Source organism: Mycobacterium asiaticum (assembly GCF_001668675.1).
In the GTDB taxonomy this organism is placed as follows: Bacteria; Actinomycetota; Actinomycetes; order Mycobacteriales; family Mycobacteriaceae; genus Mycobacterium; species Mycobacterium asiaticum_D.
In genome coordinates this window covers 40871-57594 of record NZ_LZKQ01000071.1, presented here as the reverse complement: position 1 = coordinate 57594, position 16724 = coordinate 40871, and the positions used below count along the sequence as shown (strand labels likewise).

Annotated in this window: 17 protein-coding genes; 7 read left to right on the top strand and 10 right to left on the bottom strand. The window is 68.7% G+C overall.

The annotated features are described in order from the left end of the window. Nucleotides 1-5 precede the first annotated feature (5 nt). Nucleotides 6-1361 (bottom strand): protoporphyrinogen oxidase, encoded by a 1356-nt coding sequence (locus tag A9X01_RS06900; RefSeq protein WP_065120025.1) that lies wholly within the window; start codon nucleotides 1359-1361, stop codon nucleotides 6-8. Continuing rightward, entirely contained in the window at nucleotides 1358-2449 is a 1092-nt protein-coding gene (gene hemE / locus A9X01_RS06895; protein ID WP_065120024.1) for a uroporphyrinogen decarboxylase, read from the bottom strand. Before hemE ends, A9X01_RS06900 begins: the two co-directional genes overlap by 4 nt. Nucleotides 2450-2475: 26 nt before the next feature. Between hemE and A9X01_RS06890 the strand changes: the two genes are divergently transcribed. The 3 genes from A9X01_RS06890 to A9X01_RS06880 all read left to right on the top strand — a co-directional run bounded on the left by A9X01_RS06890 (nucleotide 2476) and on the right by A9X01_RS06880 (nucleotide 5239). Then, nucleotides 2476-3282 (top strand): enoyl-CoA hydratase/isomerase family protein, encoded by an 807-nt coding sequence (locus A9X01_RS06890; RefSeq protein ID WP_065120023.1) that lies wholly within the window; start codon nucleotides 2476-2478, stop codon nucleotides 3280-3282. 105 nt (nucleotides 3283-3387) lie between these two features. Beyond that, nucleotides 3388-3924: a DUF3000 domain-containing protein gene (locus tag A9X01_RS06885; protein WP_253848992.1), complete on the top strand. Its 537-nt coding sequence runs from the start codon at nucleotides 3388-3390 to the stop codon at nucleotides 3922-3924. 1 nt (nucleotide 3925) lies between these two features. Then, nucleotides 3926-5239: an HRDC domain-containing protein gene (locus tag A9X01_RS06880; RefSeq protein ID WP_065120021.1), complete on the top strand. Its 1314-nt coding sequence runs from the start codon at nucleotides 3926-3928 to the stop codon at nucleotides 5237-5239. On the opposite strand, the gene dxs is transcribed toward A9X01_RS06880, so the two are convergent. The 4 genes from dxs to A9X01_RS06860 all read right to left on the bottom strand — a co-directional run bounded on the left by dxs (nucleotide 5236) and on the right by A9X01_RS06860 (nucleotide 11907). Beyond that, complete coding sequence (gene dxs, locus A9X01_RS06875) at nucleotides 5236-7164, bottom strand: 1-deoxy-D-xylulose-5-phosphate synthase (RefSeq protein ID WP_065120020.1); 1929 nt, start codon at nucleotides 7162-7164, stop codon at nucleotides 5236-5238. The genes A9X01_RS06880 and dxs overlap by 4 nt on opposite strands. A 36-nt stretch (nucleotides 7165-7200) precedes the next feature. Further along, nucleotides 7201-8664: a cation:proton antiporter domain-containing protein gene (locus A9X01_RS06870; RefSeq protein WP_065120019.1), complete on the bottom strand. Its 1464-nt coding sequence runs from the start codon at nucleotides 8662-8664 to the stop codon at nucleotides 7201-7203. 64 nt (nucleotides 8665-8728) lie between these two features. After that, a complete protein-coding gene (locus A9X01_RS06865) occupies nucleotides 8729-9925 on the bottom strand; it encodes a class I SAM-dependent RNA methyltransferase (protein ID WP_436405237.1) in 1197 nt (398 codons plus the stop codon). Then, nucleotides 9922-11907, bottom strand: a complete 1986-nt coding sequence (locus A9X01_RS06860) for an APC family permease (RefSeq protein ID WP_065120018.1) — start codon at nucleotides 11905-11907, stop codon at nucleotides 9922-9924. The genes A9X01_RS06865 and A9X01_RS06860 overlap by 4 nt, the downstream gene beginning before the upstream one ends. Nucleotides 11908-12008: 101 nt before the next feature. On the opposite strand from A9X01_RS06860, the gene A9X01_RS06855 reads away from it, so the two are divergent. After that, a complete protein-coding gene (locus A9X01_RS06855; protein ID WP_155771970.1) occupies nucleotides 12009-12680 on the top strand; it encodes a potassium channel family protein in 672 nt (223 codons plus the stop codon). After that, nucleotides 12677-13339 carry a potassium channel family protein gene (locus A9X01_RS06850; RefSeq protein ID WP_065120017.1) on the top strand — a complete coding sequence of 221 codons (663 nt, stop codon included), beginning with the start codon at nucleotides 12677-12679 and terminating at the stop codon, nucleotides 13337-13339. Before A9X01_RS06855 ends, A9X01_RS06850 begins: the two co-directional genes overlap by 4 nt. 3 nt (nucleotides 13340-13342) lie before the next feature. Here the strand turns inward: A9X01_RS06850 and A9X01_RS06845 are convergent, their stop codons facing one another. Both A9X01_RS06845 and A9X01_RS06840 read right to left on the bottom strand, forming a co-directional pair. Beyond that, nucleotides 13343-13990, bottom strand: coding sequence for a DUF3159 domain-containing protein (locus A9X01_RS06845; RefSeq protein ID WP_065120016.1), 648 nt, complete (start codon nucleotides 13988-13990; stop codon nucleotides 13343-13345). A 15-nt stretch (nucleotides 13991-14005) separates the two neighbouring features. After that, a complete protein-coding gene (locus A9X01_RS06840; RefSeq protein WP_036354998.1) occupies nucleotides 14006-14374 on the bottom strand; it encodes an OB-fold nucleic acid binding domain-containing protein in 369 nt (122 codons plus the stop codon). Nucleotides 14375-14526: 152 nt separating this feature from the next. On the opposite strand from A9X01_RS06840, the gene A9X01_RS06835 reads away from it, so the two are divergent. Beyond that, complete coding sequence (locus A9X01_RS06835) at nucleotides 14527-15228, top strand: hypothetical protein (protein WP_065120015.1); 702 nt, start codon at nucleotides 14527-14529, stop codon at nucleotides 15226-15228. Here A9X01_RS06835 and A9X01_RS06830 read toward each other — a convergent pair. After that, a complete protein-coding gene (locus A9X01_RS06830; RefSeq protein WP_065120014.1) occupies nucleotides 15225-15974 on the bottom strand; it encodes a DUF3710 domain-containing protein in 750 nt (249 codons plus the stop codon). The two genes, A9X01_RS06835 and A9X01_RS06830, sit on opposite strands and share 4 nt — an antisense overlap. On the opposite strand from A9X01_RS06830, the gene A9X01_RS29720 reads away from it, so the two are divergent. Further along, on the top strand, nucleotides 15965-16291 hold the full coding sequence (locus A9X01_RS29720) for a hypothetical protein (protein ID WP_155771969.1): 327 nt from the start codon (nucleotides 15965-15967) through the stop codon (nucleotides 16289-16291). The genes A9X01_RS06830 and A9X01_RS29720 overlap by 10 nt on opposite strands. Here the strand turns inward: A9X01_RS29720 and dut are convergent. Beyond that, nucleotides 16258-16722 (bottom strand): dUTP diphosphatase, encoded by a 465-nt coding sequence (gene dut / locus A9X01_RS06820; protein ID WP_065037530.1) that lies wholly within the window; start codon nucleotides 16720-16722, stop codon nucleotides 16258-16260. The two genes, A9X01_RS29720 and dut, sit on opposite strands and share 34 nt — an antisense overlap. Between the last annotated feature and the right edge of the window lie 2 nt (nucleotides 16723-16724).

The window sequence follows — 16724 nt, the reverse complement described above, 5'->3', positions numbered from 1 at the left end:
GGCACCTATCGTGCCACTTGCCCGTGCACCGCCTCGACGACGCTGGTGACGGCCTTGCCGGCGGCCGCCACGCACGCGGGCACCCCGATGCCGTCCAGGTAGCTGCCCGCCACCGCCAGCGTCGGCGGCAACCCGGCCCGAATCTCGGCCACCAGGCCCGCATGACCCGGGCCGTATTGCGGCATCGCGTCGATCCAGCGTTGCACGCGCGCGTCGAGGAGTTCGACGCTCAGGCCGAACACGTCGACCAGGTCGCTCAACGCCCAGCCCAGCAGGTCGTCGTCGGAGGCGCGCACGGCGACGTCGTCACCGAAGCGCCCGAACGACAGGCGCAGCAGCTGGACGTCCCCGCGCATCCCCCACTTGCGGGATGACAGGGTGATCGCCTTGGCGCGCAACGGTTCACCGCTGGCGGCCAGCACGCCCGAGCATTGCGGGAACGCGGTGTCGGCCGGCACGGCCAGCGCCGCCACCGCGGACGAGGCGCTGCTCACCCGGCTCGCAGCCGCCACCGAACGCGGCGCGATGTCGCCGAGCAGGCGTACCAGCCGCGGCGCCGGGACGGCCAGGATGACGGCGTCGGCGGGCCAGCGGTCTCCGTGGTCGTCGTGCAGTTCCCAGCCCGGCTCGAGCCTGGACACCCCGGCCCGCACCCACCGCAGCCCGCTGCGGGCGATCAGTTCGTCGATCAGCACCTGGTAGCCGCCGGCGACGGCGCCGAACACCGGTGCGCCGGTGGCGGGCGGCATGCCTCGCCGCACCGCCTCGGTGAGGGTCTCGGCGCCCCGGTCCAGGGCGGCGGCCACGCTCGGGGCGGCCGCCCGCAGACCGATCGTCGCCGCGGATCCGGCATACACGCCGCTGAGCAGCGGATCGACCGATCGGGTCACCACCTGGTCGCCGAAGCGTTCTGCCACCAGTTCGGCCGTCGCCGGGTCGGCTCCGGGTTGCCAGGTCAGCGGATGATCCGGCTCGGCGCCGATGCGGGCCAGGGTGGCCTCGTCCACCAGGCCCGCCACCGACGACGCCGAGGACGGGATGCCGACCACCGTTTCGGTGGGGAACGGGTGCAGCCGTCCCTGGCTGTAGATCAGCGGCCGCACCCCGGTGGTGGTGCGCTGTCGGTCCGAGAGCCCCAGCTCGGCCAGTAGCGCGGGCACCTCGGGCCGCCGCTGTACGAACGCCTCGGCGCCCAGATCCATCGGCTGGCCGCCCACCAATTCGGTGCGCAAGATCCCACCCAGCCGGTCGGCGGGGTCGAACAGCGTGATGGTCGCCTCTTCACCCACCGCCGCCCGCAGCCGGTACGCGGCCGTCAGCCCCGAAATCCCGCCGCCGACAATGCAGTACGAGCGGGTCATAGCGAGTGGACCAGCGCCACCAGGTCGGTCAGCACGCCGGGGTCGGTTTCGGGCAGCACGCCGTGCCCGAGGTTGAAGACGTGCCCGGCCGCCCCGGCCTGCACGGCGCGGCGTCCGTCGTCGACGACAGCGCGCGCGGCGCGCTCGGCCACCTCCCAGCCGGCCAGCACGACCACGGGATCGAGGTTGCCCTGCAGCGCCGTGCCGGGCTGCACCCGGCCGGCAGCGTCGGTCAGGGAGGTCCGCCAGTCCACGCCGACGACGCGGGCCCGGCCCGGCTGCACCGCCTCGGACATGGCGCCCAGCAGTTCGGCGGTCCCGACGCCGAAGTGTGTCATCGGCACGCCGTACTCGGCCAGTTCGGCGAAGACGCGGGCGCTGTGCGGCAGCACAAAATTGCGGTAATCGGCCAGCGACAGCGTCCCGGCCCACGAGTCGAAGACCTGGATGGCGTCCACCCCGGCGTCGAGTTGCCCGCGCAGGAACTCGATGGTGAGGTCGGCCAGCTTGGCCATCAACGCGTGCCAGGTGGCCGGCTCGGCCAGCATCATCGCCTTGGTTCGGGCGTGGTGGCGGCTCGGACCGCCCTCCACCAGGTAGGAGGCCAGGGTGAACGGGGCGCCGGCGAACCCGATCAGCGGGACATCGCCGAGCGCGGCGACCAGCAGCCCCACCGCGTCCAGCACCGGCTGGATCGCTTGGGCGTCAAGGGGTTTCATGGCGTCGACATCGGCCGTGGTGCGCACCGGGTCGGCGATCACCGGACCCACGTCCGCGACGATGTCCAGGTCCACGCCCGCGGCGCGCAGCGGCACCACGATGTCGGAGAACAGGATCGCCGCGTCGGTGTCGTAGCGGCGGATCGGCTGCAGGGTGATCTCGCAGGCCACCTCCGGTTCGAAGCAGGCGTCCAGCATGCGGTGGTGTTCGCGCAGCGCGCGGTATTCGGGCAGCGAGCGGCCGGCCTGGCGCATGAACCACACCGGAACCCGGCTGGGTTCGCGGCCGGCGACTGCGGCCAGATAGGGCGACTTCGGGAGGTCGCGGCGGGTACGCGCAGAAGTATTCACTGGGCTCAATGCTGCCATGCAGCCATTCCGTACCATCAAGGCCGATGCCTGCAACCTATGACGACTTCCCGAGTCTGCGCTGCGAACCCAACGACAACGGCGTGCTGAATCTCGTTCTCGATGCGCCCGGTCTCAATTCGGTCGGCCCGCAGATGCACCGCGATCTGGCCGACATCTGGCCGGTGATCGACCGCGACCCGCAAGTCCGAGCCGTACTGGTGCGCGGTGAGGGCAAAGCGTTCTCCTCGGGCGGCAGCTTCGACCTGATCGACGAGACGATCGGCGACTACGAAGGCCGCCTGCGGATCATGCGCGAGGCCCGCGATCTGGTGCTCAACCTGGTCAACTTCGGCAAACCGGTGGTGTCGGCGATCAGGGGCCCGGCCGTCGGCGCCGGCCTGGTGGTGGCCCTGCTGGCCGACATCTCGGTGGCCGGCAGGTCGGCGAAGATCATCGACGGGCACACCAAGCTCGGCGTCGCGGCCGGCGACCACGCCGCGATCTGCTGGCCTCTGCTGGTCGGGATGGCCAAGGCGAAGTACTACCTGCTCACCTGCGAGCCACTGTCCGGCGAAGAGGCCGAACGCATCGGCCTGGTCTCGACCTGCGTCGACGACGACGACGTGTTGTCCACCGCGACGCGCCTCGCCGACGATCTGGCCGCCGGCGCCCAGAATGCGATCCGCTGGACCAAGCACAGCCTCAATCACTGGTACCGCATGTTCGCACCCGCTTTCGAGACGTCGCTGGGGCTGGAGTTCATCGGCTTCAGTGGCCCTGACGTGCGCGAAGGGCTCGCGGCGCACCGCGAGAAGCGGCCCGCACGGTTTATTGGCGCCTCCGACAGCTGAGCGCGGTTCGGCGCGCCTTTTAGCGCGTGTCGAGACATAGGTCTACCGTCGAAGCCTGTGACGTCCGCCGTCGAACCTGAGCCATTCCGCGAAGCGGTAGCGGCCATGAACGGTGTCACCGTGCGGCCGGAGATCGAACTGGGCCCCATCCGTCCCCCGCAACGCCTGGCACCGTTCAGCTACGCGCTGGGAGCCGAGGTCAAACACCCCGACCTGGACATCGTCCCGGAGCGGTCCGAGGGGGACGCCTTCGGCAGGCTCATCCTGCTCTATGACCCGGACGGTTCCGACGCCTGGGACGGCACCATCCGCCTGGTGGCCTACATCCAGGCCGACCTCGATTCGCACGAGGCCATCGACCCGCTGCTGCCGGAAGTGGCGTGGAGTTGGCTGGCCGAGGCGCTGGACTCGCACACCGAACAGATGACCGCGCTGGGCGGCACGGTCACCGCCACCACGTCGGTTCGCTACGGCGACATCTCCGGCCCGCCCCGCGCCCACCAACTGGAACTGCGGGCTTCCTGGACGGCCACCACGCCCGACGTGGGCAGCCATGTCCAAGCCTTCTGTGATGTCCTCGAGCACGCCGCCGGTTTGCCACCGGCCGGTGTCACCGACCTGAGCTCACGGTCACGCGCCTGACATGTGCCCCGACCCGTCTCCTGAGGAGACAGATCCGCCGGGCAGCACGGACCCCGAGGCTCCGCTGCTCGCACACCCGGCTGACGGCATGCCCGAACTCTCCGTCACGGTTGACCAAATCGCCTCTGCCGCAGAGCAACTCGATCGCGGTCGGGGTCCGTTCGCGGTGGACGCCGAACGCGCGTCGGGTTTTCGGTATTCCAACCGGGCCTACCTGATCCAGATCCGGCGGTCCGGTGCCGGCACCGTGCTCATCGACCCGGTCAGCCACGGCGGTGACCCGCTGACGGTAGTGCGGCCGGTCGCCGAGGTGCTTGGCCAGGACGAATGGATTCTGCACTCCGCCGACCAGGACCTGCCGTGCCTGGCGGAGGTCGGCATGCGGCCCCCGGCGTTGTACGACACCGAGCTGGCCGGGCGGCTGGCCGGATTCGAGCGGGTGAACCTGGCGGCCATGGTCGAACGGTTGCTGGGTCAGCGGTTGGCCAAGGGCCACGGCGCGGCCGACTGGTCCAAGCGCCCGTTGCCCCCGGCCTGGCTGAACTACGCCGCCCTGGACGTCGAACTGCTGCTCGAACTGCGGGCTGCGGAGGCCGAGATCCTGGCGCAGCAAGGCAAATCCGATTGGGCCGCACAGGAATTCGAATACCTGCGGTTATACGAAGAACGTTCGGCCAGTGCCGTTGGGCGGCGCGACCGGTGGCGACGAACGTCAGGCATTCACCGCGTGCACGACCGCCGCGGGCTGGCCGCGGTCCGCGAACTCTGGACAATGCGCGACCGGATCGCCCAGCGGCGCGACATCGCGCCGCGCCGCATTCTGCCGGACTCCGCGATCATCGAGGCCGCGCTCACCGACCCTAAGTCGGTCGACGACCTGGTGAAGCTGCCGGTGTTCGGTGGGCGCCACCAGCGTCGCAGCGCGCCGATGTGGCTGTCGGCGCTGGAAGCGGCCAGGCAGAACCAGGATCTGCCGCAGGTCGTAGACGTGCCGAACGGACCACCCCCGCCGGCCCGGTGGAGCAGGCGCAAACCGGAGGCCGCCGCGCGACTGGACGCCGTCCGGGCGGCGCTCAGCGAGCTGTCCGAGCAGGTGAAGATCCCGACGGAGAACCTGGTCGCGCCCGACCTGGTTCGCCGATTGTGTTGGGAATGGGATGAATTGAGCGCCGGAGCCGCCGATCCGGCCACCGTCGTGGAGGGGTTCCTAATCGCCGGGCAGGCACGGCCGTGGCAGCGCGAACTGGTGGTGCCCGCCCTGGCGGCGGCGTTGCTACGGGCCGCGCAGACCGGGGGCGATTCCAGCGACCGCTAGTCGAGGCGCTCGCTGATCTCGGTCGGCTCCGCCGCCGAACTGTTCAGCGCCGCAACCCAACCCGTGATGCGGCGGGCCACATCCTGGTCGGTGAGCCCGAGGTCGGCCAGCACCTCCCCGCGGGACGCGTGCTCGTAGAAGTTCTGCGGCAGGCCCACGTCGCGGCACGGGATGTCGATCTCGGCGCTGCGCAGCGCCGCCGACACCGCCGAACCCACCCCGCCGGACATGCCGTTGTCCTCCAGCGTCACCACCAGCTTGTGCTGCTGCGCCAGGTCCCGTACCCCGTCGGGTACCGGCAGCACCCAGCGCGGGTCGATCACAGTCACGCCGATGCCCTGGTTGTGCAGCCGCTTGGCCACCCCGAGCGCCATCGACGCGAACGCACCCACCGCCACCAACAGCACGTCCTTGCTCAGGCCGTTGCCCGGCACCGCGAGCACGTCGATACCCGAGGTACCCGCGCCGCGTCGTTCGATGGCCGGGATGTCCTCACCCACATCGCCTTTGGGGAAACGAATGGCCGTCGGGCCGTCGCCGACCTCGAGCGCCTCGGCGAGTTCCTCCCGCAACCGGGCGGCGTCACGCGGCGCGGCCACCCGCATGCCCGGGACGATGCCCAGGATCGACAGGTCCCACATGCCGTTGTGGCTGGCGCCGTCGTTGCCGGTGATGCCGGCGCGGTCGAGCACCATGGTGACGGGCAGCTTGTGCAACGCCACGTCCATCATGATCTGGTCGAAGGCCCGGTTGAGGAACGTCGAGTAGATCGCCACCACCGGGTGCATCCCGCCCATCGCCAGCCCGGCCGCCGACGTCATCGCATGCTGCTCGGCGATGCCGACATCGAACAATCGGTCCGGAAACGCCTCCCCGAACGCCGACAACCCGGTGGGCCCGGGCATCGCGGCGGTGATCGCCACGATGTCGCGACGCCGGCGACCGTGCGCGATCAACGCGTCGGCGAACGTCGCCGTCCAGCCCGGTCCGGCCACCTTGGTGGCCAGCCCGGTGCGGGGGTCGATCGGCACCGTCGAGTGCATCTGCTCGGCCTCGTCGGCCTCGGCCGGGCCGTAACCCATCCCCTTGCGGGTGGCGACGTGCACGATGACCGGTGCACCGAAGCCGCGGGCGCTGCGCAACGCGACTTCGACCGCCCGCTCGTCGTGCCCGTCGACCGGGCCGACGTACTTGAGCCCGAGGTCGGTGAACAGCAACTGCGGGGACAGCGAGTCCTTGATCCCGGCCTTGACGCTGTGCAAAAAGTGGTAGGCGACCTCGCCGACCACCGGCACCGATCGCATGGCGTTGCGGCCGCGCTCGAGGAACTGTTCGTAGGCCGGCTGCAACCGCAGGGTGGCCAGATGGTCCGCCACGCCACCGATCGTCGGCGCGTAGCTGCGTCCGTTGTCGTTGACGACGACGATCACGGGCCGATTGGAGGCGGCGATGTTGTTGAGTGCCTCCCAGCACATGCCGCCGGTGAGCGCGCCGTCACCGACCACCGCGACCACGTGCCGGTTGCGGTGCCCGCTCAGCTCGAACGCCTTGGCCAGACCGTCGGCGTAGGACAGCGCGGCGCTGGCGTGGCTGGACTCGACCCAGTCGTGCTCGCTTTCCGCGCGGGACGGATAGCCCGACAGACCGCCCTTCTTGCGCAGGCTCTCGAAGTCGTGCGCGCGCCCGGTGAGCATCTTGTGCACGTAGGCCTGGTGACCGGTGTCGAAGATGATCGGGTCGTGCGGCGAATCGAAAACCCGGTGCAATGCCAACGTCAATTCGACGACGCCGAGATTTGGCCCCAGATGCCCTCCGGTTGCAGCCACCTTGTGGATCAGAAACTCGCGGATCTCCTGCGCCAGGTCGCGTAGCTGCTGTTGGGAAAGGTGCTGCAGATCAGCGGGCCCGCGGATCTGTTCCAGCATCTCGCCAGTCTACGCAGCGCCGGCGACAACGCACCGCTACGCGGCGCCGAACAGTTCGGCGAGCGAGTCACGCAATTCGGGATCCGCCAGCACGACGACCTCATCCCCGGCCCGCAACGCGATGTCACCCCGGACCGGCACCAGGCCGGAGTCGCGCACCACCATGCTCACCCAGATGTCGCCGACATGCTCGCCCAGCGCTTCGATCGTGCATCCCTCGGCGGGTGACTCGGCGGCGACGTGGAACCGGTGCACGCCCTCCGGTTCGTCCTGTAACCGGACGCTGACCTCCCACGGATGCGGCTCGACCGTGCGCATCGGCAGGTGCAGCAGCCGCGCGATACCGGGTACCGAACTGCCCTGCACCAGCACCGAGAATGCGACGACGACCACCACGATGCCGTACAGCCGTTCGGCGTCGGCGATGTGCGCGGCCCGCAGGAACTCCCCCAACAGGATCGGCACCGCGCCTTTGAGGCCGGCGGCCAGAATGAAGAGTCGTTCGTTGCGCCGCAGGTCCACCGGGATCAGGCAGGCGCCGACCGCCAGCGGACGGATCACGAGCGTCAGCCCGAGGCCAAGGACAAGCCCGGGGATCCACACATCGGGATGGGTGAGCATGCGCAGGTCGACGGTCAACCCGAGGACGGCAAAGGCGACGATCTCGGCCAGCCCGGCCAGGGCGGCATGAAAGCGCTTGATCTCCGGCTTGTACGGGGCACGAGCGTCGCCGATCATGATGCCGGCCACGAACACCGCCAGGAATCCCGAACCGTGCGCAAGCGTCGCGATGCCGTACAGCATGACGCTGGACGCCATCGTCCGCAGCGGGTAGAGCCCCTCGCTGGGCAGGGCCACGCGACGCATGAATGCCAGCAGGGCACGGCCGCCGATCAGTCCGACGCCCACCCCGATCGCCATCTGCAACACGAATGCGGTTCCCACATTTGCGAAACCGGCTGCGCTGAGGCCGCCGGCGGCAACGAGACCGACCATCAGCGAGATTCCGACCGGGTCGTTGGCGCCGGACTCGCCTTCCAGGATGGTGCCGCTGCGACCCGCGATCTCGCGCTTGCCCAGCACCGCGAAGACGACCGCCGGATCGGTGGGGGCCACCGCGGTGGCCACCAAAACTGCTGCGTACCAATTGATTCCGAACGCGTAGTGCAGCATCAGCGCCGCACCTACGACGGTGAGCCCGGTGCCCAGGACACCGAGCGACAGAATGGGGCCCGCCGCAGCACGGAAACGCCGCAGCCCGATGTGCATGCCGCCGTCGAATAACACGAACACCAGCGCGACGGTCAGCACCCGCTCGACGGTCCGCTCGGCGGGCGCCTGCACCGCGGGCACAAGGTGTACGGTGACGGCCGCGCCGACCAGCACCAGTAGGGCCACCGGAACCTTCACCCGCTCGGTGAGGCGGTTGGCCAGCACGGCAATCAAGCCCAGCGCACTGGCGAACAGCACAATAGACGCGTAATGGGCGGAATCGTTCACAGTTGCTTTCGATCGGTCGACAATGGGATCGCCGACCAGACTTCCCGGCACACCGCGACGGAGTCTAGCGGGTGAGCAGGGCCACGCATTCCACGTGATGGGTCAAGGGGAAGGCATCGAACACCCTGATCTGTTCCACGGCATAGCCGTGACCGCGGTACAGTCCCACGTCGCGAGCGAAAGATGCTGCCTCACAACCGATATGGACTATCCGGGGCACACCCGCGGCGGCCAGCAGATCGATGATCTCGCGGCCGGCGCCCGAGCGGGGCGGATCGAGCACCGCGACGTCGGCGCTGTCCTCTTGGGCCGCCAGCGCCCGTCGCACCGAATCGGTGACGACGTCGACCTGGGGCAGATCGGCCAGGGCGACCCGGGCCGCACCCGAAGCCGCCCGCGAGGTGTCCACGCTGAGCACCCGCCCCGACTCCCCCACGCCGGCCGCTAGCGTCGCGGCGAAAATCCCGGCGCCGCCGTACAGATCCCAGGCCGTGCTGCCCGAAGCCGGCTGCGTCCAGTCCGCGACCAGCTCGCTGTACACCCGAGCGGCATCGCGGTGGGATTGCCAGAACGCCGTCACCGGCAGCCGCCAACTGCGCCCACCCACGCGCTGCACCGCGTGGTAGTCACCCTCGGTCACCGTGGCTGCGGTGCGCTTGCCCTTGCGCACCGTGCGCACCACGTGGCGTTGCCCGTCGTCGTCGAGCACCGCGTGCAGGTGGGCGCCCGGCGGCGACGGCACTTCGTCCAATCCGTCCAGCATGCCGTCGGGCAACTGCCCGCAGCGCAGATCGGTTATTAACTCGTCGCTGTGGTAGCGGTGGAACCCGGGACAACCGTCCGCACCCACCTCGAGCCGGACCCGGGTGCGCCATCCGGTCGGCCCGGTGTCCGAAATCGGTTCGGCCACACCGGACCAACTGTGGCCACCGAGCCGTTCCAGCTGATTGGCCACCACCTGAGCCTTTATCGACCGCGCCGCGGCGGGGTTCACGAACGCCAGATCGCAGCACCCGGCACCGTGCACGCCGGCGATCGGACACAGCGACTCCGTCCGATCGGCCGCGGGTTCGATCACCTCGACGGCCTCTGCGTGCCAATACGAACCGCGGTCCGCGGTCACCCGCACCCGGACCCGCTCCCCCGGCAATGCGTAGCGGACGAACACCACCCGTCCTTCATGGTGCGCGACGCAGCTGCCGCCGTTGGCGGGCGCCCCGGTCACCAGAGTGAGCTCCCCGCTGGCGGTTTCGTCGATCAATCGAAGATACCCCGGCGAGCGTCACCCGGTGCGGCGTGCGGCTGTAGGGCCTTGATCCGCTCCGACGAAGTCAGCTGCCACGGAACCGAAGTCACCATCACACCGGGCATGAACAGCAGCCGACCCTTGAGTCGCAGCGCACTCTGGTTGTGTAGCAACTGTTCCCACCAACGCCCCACCACATACTCCGGGATGAACACCGTCACCACGGTGCGCGGCGACTCCTTGCTGACCCGCTTGACGTAATCGAGTATGGGGCGGGTAATTTCGCGGTACGGGGAGGCGATCACCTTCAGCGGGACGCTGATATCGCTCTCCTCCCACTGCTGTTGCAGCTCACGGGTTTCGCCTTCGTCGACACTGACGGTGACCGCTTCGAGCACGTCGGGCCGGGTGGCTCGCGCGTAGGCCAGCGCGCGCAGTGTCGGCAGATGCAGCTTGGACACCAGTACCAGCGCGTGATTGCGGCTGGGCAACACGATTTCGTCGCCATGCTCGGCGGCCTGCTCGGCAAGTTCGCGGCTGACGCCGTCGTAGTGCCGGCGGATCAGCTTCATCAAGCCGAACAGCAGCGCCATGGTGACCACGGCGATCCACGCACCGGCCAGGAACTTGGTGATCATCACCACCAGCAGCACCGTGCCGGTGGCAATGAATCCGATGGTGTTGACGATCCGGGACCGAATCATCCGTCGCCGCGCGTCCTGATCGGTTTCGGTGCGCAGCAGCCGCGTCCAGTGCCGCACCATGCCGATCTGGCTCAGGGTGAACGAAATGAACACCCCGACGATGTAGAGCTGGATCAGGGCGCTCAACTCGGCGCGGAACGCCACTATTGCCAGCAAGGCCGAGAACGACAGGAACGCGATCCCGTTGGAGAACGCCAGCCGGTCCCCGCGGGTGTGCAACTGCCGCGGCAGGTAACTGTGCTGGGCCAGCACCGAGCCGAGCACCGGGAATCCGTTGAAGGCGGTGTTGGCGGCCAGCACCAAAATCAGCGCGGTGACGGCGGTGATCAGCACGAAACCGATGTGGAAGTTGCCGAACACCGTCTGGGCCAGTTGCGTCACCAATGTCTTTTGGAGTGGGGCGCCGGGCAATTGGGCGGGGTCGCTGACGAGCTGGACCCCCGTCTTCTTGGCCAGCACGATGATGCCCATCAGCAGGGTCACCGCGATCGCGCCCAGCATCAGCAGCGTGGTGGCCGCGTTCTTGGACTTGGGCTTCTCGAAGGCTGGCACGCCGTTGCTGATGGCCTCCACACCGGTCAGCGCCGCACAACCCGACGAAAAGGCCCGGGCCATCAGGAACACCAACGCGAAGCCGACGATCTTGCCGTGCTCGGAATGCATGTGGTACTTGGCCGACTCGGCCTGCAGCGGGTTGCCCAGCACGAAGATCCGGAACAGGCCCCAGCCGAGCATGCCTGCGACGCCGATGATGAACGCGTAGGTCGGAATCGCGAACGCCAGACCCGACTCGCGGACCCCGCGCAGGTTCAAAGCCGTGACCAGCAAGATCGCGGCGACGCAGAACCACACCTTGTGGTGGGCCACGAACGGGATCGCCGAGCCGATGTTCGACATCGCCGAGGCTGTCGAAACCGCAACGGTCAGAACGTAATCCACCATCAAGGCGCTGGCTACCGTCAGGCCGGCGTTGGCGCCGAGGTTGGTGGTGACCACCTCATAGTCGCCGCCACCGGACGGGTAGGCATGCACGTTCTGCCGGTAGCTGGCCACCACCACCAACATGACGGCGGCCACCGCCAGCCCGATCCACGGCGCCAGCGTGTACGCCGCCAATCCGCCCACCGACAGCATCAGGAAGATTTCCTCGGGTGCATATGCCACCGACGAGAGCGCGTCGGAGGCGAACACCGGCAGAGCAATCCGCTTGGGCAGCAGCGTGTGGCTCAACCGGTCGCTGCGAAACGGCCGGCCAATGAGCAATCGGCGCGCAGCGGTTGAAAGTTTGGACACGAGAGCCAAGAGTAAGCCCACGTGGGTTTGGCGGTAGCGTTCCCTACACAAGAATTTTCACGACCGAAATCGGCTCACCAACGTCGCGAAAGGATCAGTAAGTGCGGGTGGTTGTGATGGGGTGCGGCCGGGTCGGGTCGTCGGTGGCAGACGGTCTGTCGCGGATCGGCCATGACGTCGCGGTGATCGACCGCGACAGCGCCGCCTTCAACCGGCTCAGCCCGGAATTCGACGGCGACCGGGTGCTCGGCCAGGGCTTCGACCGCGACGTGCTGCTCAAGGCGGGCATCGAAGAGGCCGATGCGTTCGCCGCGGTGTCCTCGGGCGACAACTCCAACATCATCTCGGCGCGGCTGGCGCGGGAAACGTTCGGTGTGCGCCGGGTGGTCGCCCGGATCTACGACGCGAAACGCGCCGAGGTCTACGAACGCCTCGGCATCCCGACGATCGCCACTGTGCCGTGGACCACCGATCGTCTGCTCAATGCCCTTACGCAGGAGACCGAGACGGCCAAGTGGCGGGATCCCACCGGCACCGTCGCCGTCGCTCAGGTGGTCCTGCACGAGGACTGGGTCGGGCACCGCGCCACCGACCTCGAGCGAGCCACCGGCGCGCGGGTGGCGTTCCTGATCCGCTTCGGCACCGGCGTGCTGCCGGAACCGAAGACCGTTCTGCAGGCCGGTGACCAGGTGTACGTCGCCGCCATCTCCGGTCGCGCCGCCGAAGCCGTGGCCATCGCGGCGCTGCCGCCGAGTGAGGACCTGGATAAATGAAAGTAGCGGTAGCCGGCGCCGGCGCGGTCGGCCGCTCGGTCACGCGGGAACTCGTGGCCAACAACCACGACGTGACGTTGATCGAGCGCAACGCCGAGCACCTGGACACCGACGCCATTCCGGCCGCCCACTGGCTGCTGGGTGACGCCTGCGAGCTCAGCCTGCTCGAGTCGATGCACCTGGAAGATTTCGACGTCGTCGTCGCCGCCACCGGTGACGACAAGGTCAACGTGGTGCTCAGCCTGCTGGCCAAGACCGAGTTCGCGGTGCCGCGGGTGGTGGCGCGTGTCAACGATCCCCGCAACGAATGGCTGTTCACCGACGCGTGGGGCGTGGACGTGGCGGTTTCGACGCCGCGGATGCTGGCTTCGCTGATCGAGGAGGCCGTCGCCGTCGGCGACCTGGTGCGGCTGATGGAGTTCCGCAAGGGTCAGGCCAATCTCGTCGAGATCACCCTGCCGGACGACACACCGTGGGGCGGCAAGCCGGTCCGCAAGCTGCAGTTGCCGCGTGATGTCTCGCTCGTGACCATCCTGCGGGGACCGCGGGTGATCGTGCCACAGGGCGACGAGCCGCTGGAAGGCGGCGACGAGCTGTTGTTCGTGGCGATCACCGAAGCCGAAGAAGACCTGCGCAAGCTCCTGCTGCCGACGACGTAACCGTCAGTCCAGCACCGGGTCCTCGTCGACGGCGCGCTCCTGCTCCGTCGTTACGCGCAGCACGGCCCTGATGGCGCCGTAGGTCACCAGCGCTGCCAGCGCCGTCAGCGGCCAGCCCATGGCGATCCGTGCGACCCCGAGCCAGCCGGTCTTGCCCAGTTCGTAGAGGTGCCCCTGGACCGCGAAACGGGCCAGGAACACCAACGTCCAGGACAGCGTCGCGATGTCAAAGGCGTAGAGCGCCCGCGGCACCCCGCGCCAGCTGTTGTCCCGGCCGCTGGCCCAGGCCCACAGATAGCCCACCACCGGTCGGCGGATCAGGATCGATATCGCGAATACCACGGCCCACACCAGCGACATCCAGATGCCGAGCAGGAAGTAGCCCTTGGATTGCCCCACCAGGTAGGCGATCAGGGCGCACACGGCGACGCCGAAGAATCCGGAGACCGCCGGTTGGACCGAGTCCCGGCGAATCAGCCGCCAGACCAATACCAGTCCCGCGGTGATCAGTGCGCTGACGATGGCGGGCAGCAACCCCGCAACGCTGGACGCGATGACGAACGTCACAACCGGCAGCGACGAATAGATGAGTCCGCTTACGCCGCCGGCCTGGGCCAGCAGGCGCTCAGCGTTGTAGCGGTTATCGCTCACGGGAATGCAAAGAGATCAACGCTGGATTTCGTAGTGCGGGTTGTAGATGGCTTTGGTGCCGTTCTCGAGCTTGCCGAGCCGACCACGCACCCGCAGCATGCGGCCGGAGTCGATGCCGGGGATACGCCGCTGGCCGAGCCACACCAGTGTCACCGTGTCACTGCCGTCGAACAATTCCGCGCGGACGCCGCCCGAGCAGCCCTTGCCGTTGGTTTCCACGCTGCGCAGCGTGCCGATCATCGTGACCTCCTGGCCACGCTGGCAGTCGATGGCTCGCTGCGCGCCGGTATTGAGGACTTCATCGGAGAGTTCTTCGACGTCGCGTTGTTCCGGGTCTTCCGTCAACCGACGGGTGAGCCGGCGTAGATACCCTTGGGCCCCCATGGCCACTCCTGACAATTCGACGTCGTTGAGGTCTGCTAGTTCTTTCGCATTCCAACATGCCAACGGTCACCGTAGACCTGTTGGTTCCCGGATGCCACATAGATGAAACCACTGATCTCAAGGTGACTTTGCCCACCCGGCAGGATGGGGGGGTGGCTGTCGATATGCGCGGTGTCACAACCGTGTTGCTGCCTGGGACGGGCTCCGACGACGACTACGTCCAGCGGGCGTTTTCAGGTCCCCTGCGGGGTGTAGGTGCGGCGTTAATCACACCCGCTCCGCAGCCCGGTCGGCTGATCGAGGGCTACCTGACAGCCCTCGATGATGCGGCGAGTGAGGGGCCGATCGCGGTGGGCGGGGTGTCGATCGGGGCGGCGGTGGCCACCGCGTGGGCGCTGGCCCATCCGAAGCAGACCGTGGCGGTGCTCGCAGCGCTGCCGGCCTGGACGGGCGATTCGAGTTCAGCCCCAGCCGCGCACGCCGCGCGCTACACGGCAGCGCAGTTGCGCCGCGACGGCCTGGACGCCACGACGGCGCAGATGCAAGCGTCCAGCCCGCCCTGGCTGGCCGACGAACTGGCCCGCTCCTGGCGGGCTCAATGGCCGCAGCTGCCCGACGCGATGGAGGAGGCGGCGGCCTACCGTGCCCCCGACGCGACGGAACTGGCGCGGCTGGTGGCGCCGCTGGGCGTCGTCGCGGCGGTCGACGACCCGATACACCCGCTTCAGGTGGGGGTCGACTGGGCGAATGCAGCGCCGCGCGGCGCACTGCGCACGGTGACGCTGGAAGAGTTCGGCGCGGATGCGGCCGCGCTGGGCGCCGCCTGCCTGAGTGCGCTCAGCGAGGCTGACTAGCCGCCGGTGCTGGTGCTGCGCAGCTGCTGCATGGCCGAACCCTCGGCGCCGCGGCGGGCGACCGGCTCGTTGGTCTGCTGCTCCTCTGCCGGCTGTTCACCTTGTTCGGCGGCCTGAGCGGCGGCGGCTTCGCGCAACTGCTGCACCATCGGTTCGGGCAACTGGACCGGCAGCGGCGTCCGCACCGGCAACGGTGTGTCACCGCGCCGAACAACGGTGTCCGCCAACGCTTCCCGCGCTTCATCGGTCAGCGCGTCGATGGTCTCGTGCGGCCCGTTGACCACACACCTGATCATCCAGCGGTAGCCGTCGACCCCGATGAAGCGCACCACGCCCGACGCAGTGCCGACCACCTCACGGCCCCACGGCCCGTCCTTGATGGAGACCTTGGCCGAGTCCTTGCGCAGCGAGTCGGCGAGCTCGCTGGCCACCTCACGCCACAGTCCCGCGGACTTGGGTGCCGCATAGGCGGCGATGGTGAACCGGCCGTTGGGCGTGACCACCCACACCGCGCTGGGAACGCCGGTTTCGGTGAGTTCGACCTGCACCTGGCCCGCCGAGGGCATCGGGATCAGCACCGAGCCGAGGTCCAAACGGGCTACCGCGGCGTCGGCCGGGTCGTCGAAGTCCTCGATGTCGAACGGGCCCTCGATCTCCTCGTCCGCTGCACCCTCGGGTTCGCCGGTCAAGGACTCTTCGCCCACAGTGCTCGGGTCGTCGTCTTTGCGTTTACCAAATGCCACCATCGGCTCCGCTCTGCATCGTCGTCGGCGGCCGCACTGCGCCGCTGCTCCTCATCGCTTCGCTCTGCATCGTCGTCGACGGCCGCACTGCGCCGCTCCTCCTCATCGCTTCGCTCTGCATCGTCGTCGACGGCCGCACTGCGCCGCTCCTCCTCATCGCTTCGCTCTGCATCGTCGTCGACGGCCGCACTGCGCCGCTCCTCCTCATCGCTTCGCTCTGCATCGTCGTCGACGGCCGCACTGCGCCGCTCCTCCTCATCGCTTCGCTCTGCATCGTCGTCGACGCTCACAAACTCGCATGTCCGCCGGAGGAACCGTGACCACCGTCGCCACGGGATGTTTCGGCCAGCCCGGCCTCGTCGAACGACGAGACCTCGACCAGCTCGACCAATTCGACCCGCTGCACCACCAACTGAGCGATGCGGTCACCTCGATGCACCACGATCGGCGTGGCGGGGTCGAGGTTGATCAGCGCGACTTTGATCTCGCCACGATAGCCCGCATCGATGGTGCCGGGACTGTTGACGATCGAAAGCCCCACCCGCGAGGCCAATCCCGAGCGCGGGTGCACCAGGCCGACCATCCCGAACGGGATCGCGACCGCGACGCCGGTGCCCACCAGCGCCCGGTGTCCCGGCGCCAGTTCGACGTCCTCGGCGCTGAACAGATCGACACCTGCGTCGCCGTCGTGGGCACGGCTGGGCATCGGGAGATCCGGATCGAGACGAACTACCGCCAGACTGGTCGACACGG